The 11,896-nt window shown below is 39.8% G+C and carries 11 protein-coding genes; all 11 read left to right on the plus strand.

Annotated elements, in window-relative coordinates; genetic code table 11:
• The first annotated feature begins 175 nt into the window (after nt 1-175).
• On the plus strand, nt 176-2,188 hold the full coding sequence (locus F3G69_RS03515; RefSeq protein WP_149714435.1) for a TonB-dependent receptor domain-containing protein: 2,013 nt from the start codon (nt 176-178) through the stop codon (nt 2,186-2,188).
• A gap of 128 nt (nt 2,189-2,316) precedes the next feature.
• Nucleotides 2,317-3,663, plus strand: coding sequence for an FAD-dependent oxidoreductase (locus F3G69_RS03520; protein WP_103599850.1), 1,347 nt, complete (start codon nt 2,317-2,319; stop codon nt 3,661-3,663).
• A gap of 38 nt (nt 3,664-3,701) precedes the next feature.
• On the plus strand, nt 3,702-4,379 hold the full coding sequence (locus F3G69_RS03525) for a DUF4272 domain-containing protein (RefSeq protein ID WP_149714436.1): 678 nt from the start codon (nt 3,702-3,704) through the stop codon (nt 4,377-4,379).
• A gap of 45 nt (nt 4,380-4,424) precedes the next feature.
• The gene (locus F3G69_RS03530; RefSeq protein WP_149714437.1) at nt 4,425-5,483 is read left to right on the plus strand and encodes an NAD-dependent epimerase; all 1,059 of its coding nucleotides are present in this window, start codon (nt 4,425-4,427) and stop codon (nt 5,481-5,483) included.
• A 9-nt stretch (nt 5,484-5,492) separates the two neighbouring features.
• Nucleotides 5,493-6,071 (plus strand): DNA-3-methyladenine glycosylase I, encoded by a 579-nt coding sequence (locus tag F3G69_RS03535; protein ID WP_149714438.1) that lies wholly within the window; start codon nt 5,493-5,495, stop codon nt 6,069-6,071.
• Complete coding sequence (locus F3G69_RS03540; protein WP_149714497.1) at nt 6,071-6,919, plus strand: DNA ligase; 849 nt, start codon at nt 6,071-6,073, stop codon at nt 6,917-6,919. The genes F3G69_RS03535 and F3G69_RS03540 overlap by 1 nt, the downstream gene beginning before the upstream one ends.
• 80 nt (nt 6,920-6,999) lie before the next feature.
• Nucleotides 7,000-7,983: a UDP-glucose 4-epimerase GalE gene (gene galE, locus F3G69_RS03545; protein WP_149714439.1), complete on the plus strand. Its 984-nt coding sequence runs from the start codon at nt 7,000-7,002 to the stop codon at nt 7,981-7,983.
• 8 nt (nt 7,984-7,991) lie between these two features.
• A complete protein-coding gene (locus F3G69_RS03550; protein WP_149714440.1) occupies nt 7,992-9,314 on the plus strand; it encodes a UDP-glucose dehydrogenase family protein in 1,323 nt (440 codons plus the stop codon).
• Nucleotides 9,311-9,751: an ecotin family protein gene (locus F3G69_RS03555; protein WP_103599845.1), complete on the plus strand. Its 441-nt coding sequence runs from the start codon at nt 9,311-9,313 to the stop codon at nt 9,749-9,751. The genes F3G69_RS03550 and F3G69_RS03555 overlap by 4 nt, the downstream gene beginning before the upstream one ends.
• The gene (locus tag F3G69_RS03560) at nt 9,748-10,980 is read left to right on the plus strand and encodes a nucleotide sugar dehydrogenase (protein WP_103599844.1); all 1,233 of its coding nucleotides are present in this window, start codon (nt 9,748-9,750) and stop codon (nt 10,978-10,980) included. The genes F3G69_RS03555 and F3G69_RS03560 overlap by 4 nt, the downstream gene beginning before the upstream one ends.
• A gap of 8 nt (nt 10,981-10,988) precedes the next feature.
• Nucleotides 10,989-11,896: STT3 domain-containing protein (locus F3G69_RS03565; protein ID WP_316341841.1), on the plus strand; the 908-nt coding region annotated here is incomplete at its 3' end.

Below are 11,896 nucleotides of genomic sequence, written 5' to 3' on the forward strand. Positions count from 1 at the left end.
CCTTATCTCAGAATCTAATTAATTTATTAGATAATTAAAATTTAAAAATAGTTTATATTTTTGCCAAAAAACTCAAAAATTTATCCAAAATTTATACTTAAAATTATAATATTCAATCTCAAAATTATGCTATAAAATTAAAATAGTAATTTTAATAACCAAATTAGGAGGAAATATGAGATTTAAAAGCTTATTGAAACTCTCTCTTGCAGCAAGCATAGCAGTTTGTGCAAACGCAGCAAGTGAGAGCGTGCTAAGTGGTGTTGAAGTGACAAGCAGCAGTGGCGGATATGGTGTTGATGACATCAAAATTTCAACTAGAAACGCTAGCCTAGTAAAAGACGTGATGAGAGACATCCCTGGGGTTTACGTAGGCGGAACAAACGGCATGAATCAAAAAATTTACATGAGGGGCGTGAGCGACCGCGGTCTAAATATCACGATAGATGGCGCAAAACAAAACGGAAATACATTTCACCACAACGCTGACTTGCTGATCGATCCAGATCTTATAAAAGCTGTTGATGTCGAGGTTGGTTCAAGATCAGTGGTAAACGGCTCAGGTGCACTTGGCGGTTCGGTCGCCTTTAAAACGGTTGATGCAAAAGACTTGCTTGATGATGGTGAGATCATCGGCGCAAAGATAAAGACAGGATACGCCTCAAATAACAGCGAATTTTCTCAAGGCCTTATGCTCTTTACCGCGCCGGTTGAAGGGCTTGATTTTATAGCCGCTATTAATCACAAGGGCTACGACTACGGCAAAAGCGGCAACAAAAGAAAGATAGGCGGCGACGGAAACGATCTTAGCTATCTTTTAAAGCTTGGTTACAGCTTCCTTGATGCGCATAGAATTTCTATCTCAAGAGAGCATAATGAATTTAAAGGCATGTATCCAATGAGAGCCGAGTTTGGCAGCTGGTATACTGGTCAATTTCCTGTTGATAACCGAAAATATGAACGTGATACTACAACGCTAAAATACGAGTACAAACCAAGCGATCTTCTAAATTTAGATGTAACGGTATACAATACCGAGCATAAAAAAGATGACCCGGTCTTAAAAATTTTAGGCGTAAAAACAAACGGTATAAATGCAAAGGCTAAAAGCGTAGTCGAGACCGGCGCTTTGACGCAGACGCTTAGATACGGCGCTGAGTTTTACCAAAGTAAAAATTTTAACAAGCCAAATAATCACTATCCTGAAAAAGTAAATAACTACTCTATCTACGCAGAAGATGCGCTAAATTTTAGTTCGTTAACTGTTACTCCAGGCATCAGATACACTCATCACGAGCTAAAAAGCTACGATGGTAGAGCCGGAAATGTAAAGAGCTACACTTATAAATACAATGAATTTACCCCAGCACTTGCACTTGATTATGAGATACTTAAAGGTCTTAACGCTTTTGCAAGCTATGCAAGAGTCTTTAGAGGGCCTGATGTCATGGAGTCTATGTATGCTAGTATGGCAGAAAATTTTGAAGCCAACAAAAATCTAAAAGCTACAACTGGAAACAGCTACGAAACTGGTCTTAAATATCATGGTGATATAAGCGAAGCTAGTTCATATAGCCTCTCTGCAAAATACTTTATGACAAAATATAAAAACTTAATCGTAGATAACAGCTCTTATAAAATTGGAATGCCGCCAAATACAACAACTATTTTTAAACGTATAAATGCTGGTGGAGCTGATATAAGTGGCGTTGAGCTACTTGCAAGGCTAAATTTAGACGCACTAAGCCTAGCTGCTAGCTACACTCATCAAAAGGTAAAATATAAAGATAGAGTTGCAAACACAGAAAGGGGCGGATACTATACCTCAAACGTTATCGGCTACCGCGATCAGGGCGATAAATACACATTTAACGCAGAGTACGCATTTTCAAGGATCGATACGCTAATAGGCTACAACTTAATCTACTTTGCATCAAAAAATACCGTCTCAGCCGGTAATGATAAGAGCGCTAAGATACCAAGCTACGCAGTTAGCGACATCTATGCTAGCTATACGCCAAGTAGCGGCAAATTTAAAGGGCTAGAGATAAATGCTGGAATTTACAACCTCTTTAATAAAACTTATGCTTCGCAGTCTCAAAGAATGGCTGATTATACAGGCAATCCAGACTATGTAGACTGGGAGCCGGGTAGAAATTTCAAAGTAAACGTATCTTATAAATTTTAACTTTGTGGCAAGGTGAAAGCCTTGCCAAATTTTTCTTTTATATAAAAATTCTAGCTTTTTTCACTATGCTGTTTGTTTTAAAATTAATATAGTATCATTTTGGCGACTAAACTTTTTTGGGAGAAAAAATGAGGCAGAAGCACTTTGAAGTGGTAATTGTCGGAGCAGGCATTAGCGGGACGGCGCTCTTTTACGAGTTGGCTGCATTTAGTGATATAAAAAAGGTTGCACTTTTAGAAAAATATGACGGCGTAGCTACTCTAAATTCAAACGGCAAAGGCAACTCACAAACCATTCATTGTGGCGATATCGAGACAAATTACACACTAGAAAAGGCAAAAAAAGTCTCTCGTGTGGCAAATATGCCAGTAAAATATGCTCTAAAATACAATCTTGATGGCAAGTATATGTTCGCTCATCAAAAGATGGCACTAGCTATCGGAGATGCCGAAGTAGAGCGCATGAAAGAGAGATATGAGAGTTTTAAAGAGCTTTTTCCTTACCTTGAAATTTATGATAAAGAGCAGTTAAAACAAATCGAGCCAAACGTCGTTTTTGACGCAAATGGTAATGAGAGGCCAGAAAACATCATCGCCATAGGCACGCAAAATGGGCAGTTTACGACGATGGATTTTGGTGGCCTAGCAAACTCTCTTGTGCAAAATGCGCTAAATTTAGGCGCAGATGGTTATGAGATCAGCCTAAACTCAGAAGTAACTGATATAAAAAAGGCGGGCGATACATTTCACATAAAGATAAATGATGGCGAGGTGATCACTGCAAACTACGTTGTAGTAGATGCTGGAGGGCATTCGCTATTTCTAGCTCACAAGATGGGTTATGGGCTTCATCTTAGCACACTGCCCGTTGCTGGAAGCTTTTATTTCGCAAAAAAACGCTTACTAAACGGCAAAGTTTATATGGTGCAAAACGATAAGCTACCATTTGCTGCGCTTCACGGCGATCCAGATATCCTAGCTAATGGCAACACTCGCTTTGGACCAACGGCTCTAGTCATACCAAAACTAGAGAGATACCACGGCTGTTCAAGCTTTTTTGACTTTTGTAAATGCCTAAAATTTGATAAAAATGTCTTTGAAGTCTTTACGAATCTTTTAAAAGATAGCGACATCAGATCTTATATTTTGAGAAATTTCTTATTTGAAGTGCCATTTATCAATAAAAAAGAATTTGTAAAAGATGCTAGAAAGATCGTGCCAAGCCTAAGTGAAAACGATCTGAGCTATGCTGTAAATTTTGGCGGCGTAAGACCACAAGTTATCGACCGTAATAAAAAGTGCCTTGAGCTTGGCGAGGGCAAGATAAGCACAGGCGAGGGTATAAGTTTTAACATGACTCCAAGTCCTGGGGCTACTAGTTGCTTTGAAATAGCAAGAGCTGATATGATCGAAGCCTGTAAATTTTTAGGTAAAAATTTTAACGAAGAGAAATTTAATGCCGAGTTTTTTGGATAAAAATAGGAGTGTTTGATATTTTTAAAAAAGGTACGGATATGCCAAAAACAGCACAACAAAGAAAAGATGAGAGTATAAAAATTTTAAAAAAAGAGGGTGTGGCTGTGCTTGAGAGTCTGCCACTAAGGTATGACAATAGTGAAGTTACGCCAAGAAGCGTTGATGAGATCATTACTCGTGCGGTTTGCTCATTTACGGCCATTATGTGTGCTTGCACTATCCGCGACAATGGCCACCTAGGTGAAGATGAGATAGCTTGGGCTAAAGACTTTTTGGGCGATTTTTATAATGACCTAAGTGTAAAAGAAAAAGAGGTCGTAGAGGGCAGGGCTGATATAAATTTAGCCGTAAATATGGGCTGGAAGTATGAGTCGCTTTGGATATTGCTTTGGGCGCTTGGCATAGCTGAAGATATCGGAGAGATGGATAAAATTTGCGACTGTGAGTTTGTGATGGATTTCTTTAGAGATGGTGGGCTCAAAAATCGCTCAAAGTCGCGCAGTTTGGATGAAATTTTAAGCAAACTCGACCTAGTTTATCGTTATCACTGGGCGTGTGTGGACGCAAGGATAAATGGCAAAAAGGTTGCTAGACTTGACGAAGAGGTCGTTATGGAAAGACGTGCAGGGCTTGAGTGGTTATGTTGCAAAGGGCAAGAAAATGATGACATAAAGTCTGAATTTAACACCTGGGACCACCCTGATCTAAATACGTAAATTTACATTTTTGCACTAAAATAAGCCAAAAATGAAAGGAAAAATATGAAAATTTTAGTAACTGGAACAGCTGGATTTATAGGATTTCATCTTGCAAATGCCCTTGTAGCACGTGGCGATGAGGTCGTTGGATATGATGTGATAAATGACTATTACGACGTAAATTTAAAGCTCGCGCGCCTAAAAACGGCTGGCTTTGAGACTAGCGAGATAGACTACGGCAAGCTTATCACCTCAAAAACGCATCCGAATTTAAAATTTATAAAAGCTGACCTCGCTGATGAAAAGACGATGAAAGAGCTTTTTGCCAAAGAAAAATTTGACGTAGTGGTAAATTTAGCCGCACAAGCTGGCGTTCGCTACTCGTTAATAAACCCAAAAGCTTACATCGATAGCAACATCACAGGCTTTGTGAATATCCTAGAGTGCTGCCGCCACAATGAGATCAAAAATTTAGTCTATGCAAGCTCTAGCTCGGTTTATGGCCTAAATGAAAACATGCCATTTTCTACCCACGAAGGGGTCAATCACCCTATAAGCCTCTACGCAGCGACTAAAAAGAGCAACGAGATGATGGCGCACACTTATAGCCATCTATTTAATGTGCCAACGACTGGACTTCGCTTTTTTACGGTGTATGGACCATGGGGACGTCCTGATATGGCGCTATTTTTGTTTGTTGATGCTGCGCTTAAAGATAAAACTATCGACGTCTTTAACTACGGCAAGATGAAGCGCGACTTTACCTACGTGGACGACATCGTAAAGGGTATCATCAAGTGCATAGATAACCCTGCTAAGCCTAATCCAAACTGGGACGCAAAGCATCCAGATCCTGCCACTTCAAAAGCGCCGTTTAAGGTCTATAATATCGGTAACAACAGCCCAGTCGAGCTCATGGACTACATCAAAGCAGTTGAGATAAAGATCGGCCGCGAGATCAAGAAAAATTTTCTCCCACTTCAAGCAGGCGACGTGCCAGCGACATTTGCTGATGTGAGCGACTTGGTGGCTGACTTTGACTATAAGCCAAATACAAAAGTAAATGACGGCGTAGCTAAATTTGTTGAGTGGTACTGCAAGTTTTACGGAGTTGAGATTTAAGGAACGCAGATGAGGCGATGTGAATGGGCAAAAGGCGAGCTTGATATAGCTTACCACGATAACGAGTGGGGCAAAGTCGTAAAAGATGATAGAAAATTTTTTGAAATGATAGTTCTGGAAGGCTTTCAGGCGGGACTTTCGTGGCATGGAGTGCTTCAAAAAAGAGAGGCCATGAGAGAGGCGTTTGATGGCTTTGATCCAGAGAAGATCAAGCATTACGGCGAGGCTGAGATAGCTAAATTTATGCAAAATGAGAGGCTGATTCGTAACCAATTAAAACTAAAATCACTTTCTGCAAATGCCATTGCATTTTTATCCGTAACGCAAGAATTTGGCAGCTTTTATGACTATTTGTGGGGATATTTGTTAAGAAAATTTGACCCAAAATTTGATGGCAAACAGATCATAAATCACTATCAAGATATCAAACAAGTGCCAGCTACTACGCCAATGTCTGACTTTGTGGCAAAGGAGCTAAAAAAGCGAGGGTTTAAATTTTTAGGCTCTGTTAGTACCTATGCATTTTTGCAAAGCGTGGGCGTTGTAGATGATCATATGAATTATTGTTTTTGCAAGGCAAAAGCTTGATTAGAATAATTTTTACGGTTTTAGTCCTTTTAAATTTTGCATTTTCTCTTGATTTATTGCGCCTTAGCGAGTATAAAGATCAAAATATCTCAGGCTGGCTAGCTAGCGAGAAGCTTGATGGCGTGCGTGCCTACTGGGACGGAGAGAATTTACTCTCAAGACAGGGCAAAAAGCTAAATGCACCGCTAAGTTTTACTAAAAATTTCCCAAAATTTGCACTCGATGGCGAGCTTTACGCAAAAGAGCTTAAATTTGAAGAAATTCAAGCGACCGTGATGGATAAGCTACCCAATGAAAAAGCTTGGCAGAGGCTAAAATTTCACATTTTTGACGTGCCGGAGGCAAGTGGTGGCTTACTTGCTAGACTTGAAGTTTTGGCTAAATTTCTAAAAAATGAGCCAAATCACAATTTAATCATCATAAAACAGATAAAAATGCGAGATAACGCCCAGTTTTTGAAATTTACTGAAAGTATCATCGCAAAAGGCGGAGAGGGAGCAGTCGTACGTGAGCCAAATGCACCGTACGAGCGAAAACGAAGTAAAAATGCGCTTAAATTTAAGAAATTTAAAGATGCCGAGTGTGAAGTGACCGCTATAAACAAAGGTAGCGGTAAATACGCTAACCTTGCTGGCTCGCTCACTTGCAAGGCGCTTGGTGGCAAGCAGGGTGAAGAAAAAGCTGGCGAGCCAAAATCTGGCACTATCTTTAAAATAGGCTCTGGACTAAGCGATGAAAAGCGCCGAAATCCCCCAAAGATAGGCTCCATAATCACATATAAATTTCAAAATTTAACCTCTAACGGCAAGCCAAGATTTCCTATATTTTTGAGGGTTAGAGAGGATTAAATTTTATTCAAAAGCCTTGCTTTACTTTTGCTTTACTCTATTTTTGATAAAATTAACCACTTTTTATGAAAGGCTTAAACTTGAAAATTTTAGTAACAGGTGGTGCTGGATACATCGGCAGCCACGTAGTAAAAGCACTTTTAAAGCAAGGCAAAGATGAGATAACTATTATCGACAATCTTTGCAAGGGTTCACAAAAAGCACTTGATGCGCTCCAAAAAATCGGAAATTTTAAATTTATAAACGCAAATCTAGAAGATGATCTAAGTGAAATTTTCGCAAATGGTAAATTTGATGCGATCATCCATTTTGCAGCGTTTATAGAGGTTTTTGAGAGTATGAGTGAGCCACTAAAATACTACCTAAACAACACCGCAAACGTTGCGAAGGTGCTAAGATACGCAAAAACTTACAATGTAAATAAATTTATATTTAGCTCAACTGCTGCAGTTTATGGCGAGCCAGACGTGGCAGAGGTAAGCGAAACTACACCTACAAACCCGATAAATCCATACGGCAGAAGCAAGCTTATGAGCGAGCAGATCATCAAAGACTACGCCGCTTCAAATGAAAATTTCAAATTTGCGATTTTGCGCTATTTTAACGTAGCAGGTGCAGACGAAGAGGGACTTATCGGTCAAAACTATCCAAATGCCACGCACCTTATCAAAGTAGCTGTGCAAACTATACTTGGCAAGCGCGAGAGTATGGGCATCTTTGGCGATGACTACGCGACAAAAGATGGTACATGTGTAAGAGACTACATTCACGTTAGTGACCTAGCAGATGCTCACATAAGTGCGCTAGAGTATATCGGTCAAAATGGAAGTGAAACTTTTAACGTGGGATACGGCAGAGGATTTAGCGTAAAAGAGGTTATCGAGACCGCAAAAGAGGTGAGTGGGGTAAATTTTAAGGTGCTAAATGCGCCAAGAAGGGACGGCGACCCAGCTATCCTTATCTCAAATGCGAGCAAACTGCGCTCGCTAACAAGCTGGAAGCCAAAAAGAGACGATCTAACGCTCATTATAAAAACCGCCCTTGAATGGGAAAAGAAAATTTAAGGATAAGCATGAAAATAGCAGTAATCGGAACCGGATACGTTGGACTAGTAAGCGGTGCATGCTTTGCTAAGATGGGCAACAGCGTGATCTGCGTCGATGTCGATGAAAAAAAAATCAAGGCACTAAAAAACGGTATCGTACCGATATATGAGCCAGGGCTTGCTGATATCGTGAGCGAGTGCTACAAAAATGGTTCGCTTAAATTTAGTACGCAGATAACTGAGGCGCTAGAGCATGCAGATGTGCTATTTATCGCAGTTGGTACTCCTATGGGCGCTGATGGACAGGCGGATTTAAAATATGTCCTCTCGGTGGCAAAATCTATCGGAGAAAATTTAAGCAAACCGCTAATCGTAGTCGATAAATCAACCGTTCCAGTAGGCACTGGAGCTAAGGTGCATGAGGTGATCGAGGCTGAGCTTAAAAAGAGAAATGTAGAGGTTAAATTTGAAGTCGTTTCAAACCCAGAGTTTTTAAAAGAGGGTGCGGCAGTTGAGGACTTTTTAAAGCCAGATCGCGTAGTTATCGGGGCTAGTAGTGAGTGGGGCTTTAGCGTGATGAGAGAGCTTTATGAGCCATTTATGAAAAATCACGACAGGCTCATTTGCATGGACGTAAAGTCAGCCGAGATGACAAAATACGCTGCAAATTCGATGCTAGCAACCAAGATAAGCTTCATAAACGAGATAGCAAATATCTGCGAACGTGTGGGCGCTGATGTAAATTTAGTAAGAAAAGGTATCGGCAGCGACTCAAGGATCGGATATAGCTTCATCTACCCAGGCTGCGGATACGGCGGCAGCTGCTTTCCAAAAGACGTAGAGGCGCTCATCTATACGGCTAGGCAAAATGGCTTTGAACCAGAGCTTTTAAACGCGGTCGAGTCAAGAAATAAGGCTCAAAAAAGAGTGCTATTTGAAAAAATTTATAACTTTTTTGACGGCGACCTAAAGGGCAAAACGATCGCACTTTGGGGACTTGCGTTTAAGCCAAATACCGATGATATGAGAGAGGCTAGCTCGCTAACTTTGATAAAGCTTTTAGACGAGGCTGGCGCAAAAGTGGTCGCTTATGATCCAAAAGCAAGCGAAGAAGCTAAAAAATATATGCCAAATTTAGATGTGAAATATGCTAAAAATAAGTACGATGCGCTTGATAACGCTGATGCTATGGTACTTGTAACTGAGTGGAGCGAGTTTAGATCGCCTGATTTTATGGAGATCAAGCAAAGGCTAAAAAACGCCGTCATATTTGACGGGCGCAACCAATACAACGCTAAAATTTTAGCCGAGCATGGATTTAAGTATTTCCAAATCGGAGTAAAGGCATGAGGAAAATTTTACTTTTTATCGCAGCTTGCGTGCTTCCGTTTTCACTTTTGGCGAGCGAAAATGCGCCAAAAACCGAGGAAAATATTTTTGAGCTACCTATCTCAAAGATGCCGCCTGATTATTTTAAATACGAAGTCGCATTTTTTAAAGAGATAGAAATCGACTGCAATTTCGCCTTTTTACTCGGTGGGAAGCTTGAAGAAAAAGAGGACGCGCGCGGGATTTATTACGAATTTAGCGGTGGGGATGAGCTAGCGCAAACGATGATGCTATGCAAGGACGGAAAGAAAAAGAGGCAGGTTTATTACGAATTCACTAAAATTTTACCAGGCGTTAGCCCTATTAGAATCATAATTCCAAAAGGTGTAAGTGCGGAAATAAGAATGTATGAACGCGTAAAAAAGATAGAAGCAAAAAAGAAAGGAAAAAATAAATGAAAATAGCAGTAGTAGGACTTGGATATGTGGGACTTCCACTTGCAGCAGCTTTTAGCGAAAAGTACGAAGTAGTGGGCTTTGATGTAAATGCAAAACGTATAGAAGAGCTTAAAAGTGGCTATGATAGAACGCTTGAACTTAGTAACGAACTGATGAAAAAAGCGATCGATAATGGCATGAAATTTAGTCTAAATTTAGATGATATTAGAAGTTGTAACTTCTTCATCGTGACCGTTCCAACTCCGATAGATAGGAACAAGCGCCCTGATCTAACTCCAGTCGTAAAAGCGACTGAGAGTGTGGCAAAAGTGCTTAAAAAAGGCGACATCGTTGTCTATGAAAGCACCGTTTATCCAGGCGTTACAGAAGAAATTTGCGTACCACTTCTTGAAAAAAGTGGTTTGAAATTTAACAAAGATTTCTTCTGCGGCTACTCTCCAGAGCGTATAAACCCAGGTGACAAAGAGCACACCGTAACTAAAATCAAAAAAATCACTAGCGGCTCAACCCCAGAGATCGCTGACAAGGTCGATGAAATTTATCGTTCTATCATTACAGCCGGCACTCACAAAGCTTCAAGCATCAAAGTAGCAGAGGCCGCAAAGGTCATCGAAAATACTCAGCGTGACATCAACATCGCCTTTATAAACGAGCTTGCGATGCTTTTTGAAAAGCTTCATATCAACACCATTGACGTGCTTGAGGCTGCAGGTACGAAGTGGAATTTCTTAAATTTCCGCCCAGGTCTAGTCGGCGGTCACTGCATCGGCGTAGATCCATACTACCTAACTCACAAAGCTCAAGAGGTAGGCTATCATCCTGAAATGATCCTAGCAGGTCGCCGCATCAACGATGATATGGGCAGATACGCAGCTGATCAGGTTATAAAACTAATGATAAGAAAAGGCGTGCTTATCAACAAAGCCCGCGTGCTTGTTCTTGGTATGACATTTAAAGAAAACTGCCCAGATATAAGAAATTCTCGCGTTATAGACGTGGTTGATGAGCTAAAAGACTTTGGCTGCAAGGTCGATGTGACTGATCCTTGGGCTGATAGTGCTGAGGTAAAACACGAGTACGGCTTTGATCTAGTAAAAGAGTATAACCTAAACGACTACGACTGCATCGTGATCGCCGTAGCTCACAATGAGTTTAAAAAGCTAAATTTAAAAGGCCATTTAGTTTACGATATAAAAAATATCTACCCAGAGGCTGACGCTAGGCTGTAAGGAATTTAGTGCACAAAGTAAGCGTAAATTGTAAAATTTTACTTATATTTCTGGCTGCTTATCTGTTTGGATTTGTGGCTAGGATGCTCTGGGTCTTATGGGCAAAGGATATGCCAGAGTTTTACTTTAATGGCGAATTTATGCTTACGACAAATGACGCATATTATTACGCAGAGAGCGCTAGAGATATGCTGGCTGGCTTTCATCAGCAAAATGACTTTAGCCCCTTTAATCACCCAATCTCAACCATAGTTTTTTATATTTGTAAAATTTTTCCTTTTAAGATCGAAAGCGTGATGTTTTATATGAGCATCTTTTTAGCTCCTCTTATCGCACTTCCAGTTATTTTGATATCAAATGAGCTCAAAGCGCTAAAAGCTGGGGCTGTGGCTGCATTTATGAGTGTTATCTTGCCAAGCTATCTTTCAAGGACATCGCCTGGATATTTTGATAGTGACATGTTAAATGTCACATTTGCGCTTTTTATCATCTATTTTTTGATCAGGCTTTTAAACACAAATGAACAAAAATTTATCGTTTTGCCTGGAGTCTTTGTATCGCTTTATCTTTGGTGGTATCAAAGCTCTTATGCACTTATTTTAAGCATTTTCTTTATGTTTTTACTATATACGATAGTTTTTATGCGAGATAGATTGCAAAATTATCAAGCGATATTTTTTATATTTATAAGCATCGTAAGCTCAAATGTTTTTACTAAAGATCCACTAATAGCAAATAAAATTTTGATTTTTAATTTAGTAGTTATTGCTTTATTTTTCTCTCTTTTTTGCAAATATAAAAATTTACTCTCAGCTAGAAAATTAGCCATTTTTCTTACTTTAATGCTAGCTATTTTTATCTATTTTGGTGGTTTTGATTTCATTACTTCAAAGATGGGTATTTATGTTTTTAAAGG

The organism is Campylobacter concisus (genome assembly GCF_902460625.1).
GTDB lineage: Bacteria > Campylobacterota > Campylobacteria > Campylobacterales > Campylobacteraceae > Campylobacter_A > Campylobacter_A concisus_AD.

Coding starts and splice junctions, on each gene's coding strand:
- F3G69_RS03515 (WP_149714435.1), top strand. CDS start 176: ATGAGATTTAAAAGCTTATTGAAACTCTCTCTTGCAGCAAGCATAGCA.
- F3G69_RS03520 (WP_103599850.1), top strand. CDS start 2,317: ATGAGGCAGAAGCACTTTGAAGTGGTAATTGTCGGAGCAGGCATTAGC.
- F3G69_RS03525 (WP_149714436.1), top strand. CDS start 3,702: ATGCCAAAAACAGCACAACAAAGAAAAGATGAGAGTATAAAAATTTTA.
- F3G69_RS03530 (WP_149714437.1), top strand. CDS start 4,425: ATGAAAATTTTAGTAACTGGAACAGCTGGATTTATAGGATTTCATCTT.
- F3G69_RS03535 (WP_149714438.1), top strand. CDS start 5,493: ATGAGGCGATGTGAATGGGCAAAAGGCGAGCTTGATATAGCTTACCAC.
- F3G69_RS03550 (WP_149714440.1), top strand. CDS start 7,992: ATGAAAATAGCAGTAATCGGAACCGGATACGTTGGACTAGTAAGCGGT.
- F3G69_RS03555 (WP_103599845.1), top strand. CDS start 9,311: ATGAGGAAAATTTTACTTTTTATCGCAGCTTGCGTGCTTCCGTTTTCA.
- F3G69_RS03560 (WP_103599844.1), top strand. CDS start 9,748: ATGAAAATAGCAGTAGTAGGACTTGGATATGTGGGACTTCCACTTGCA.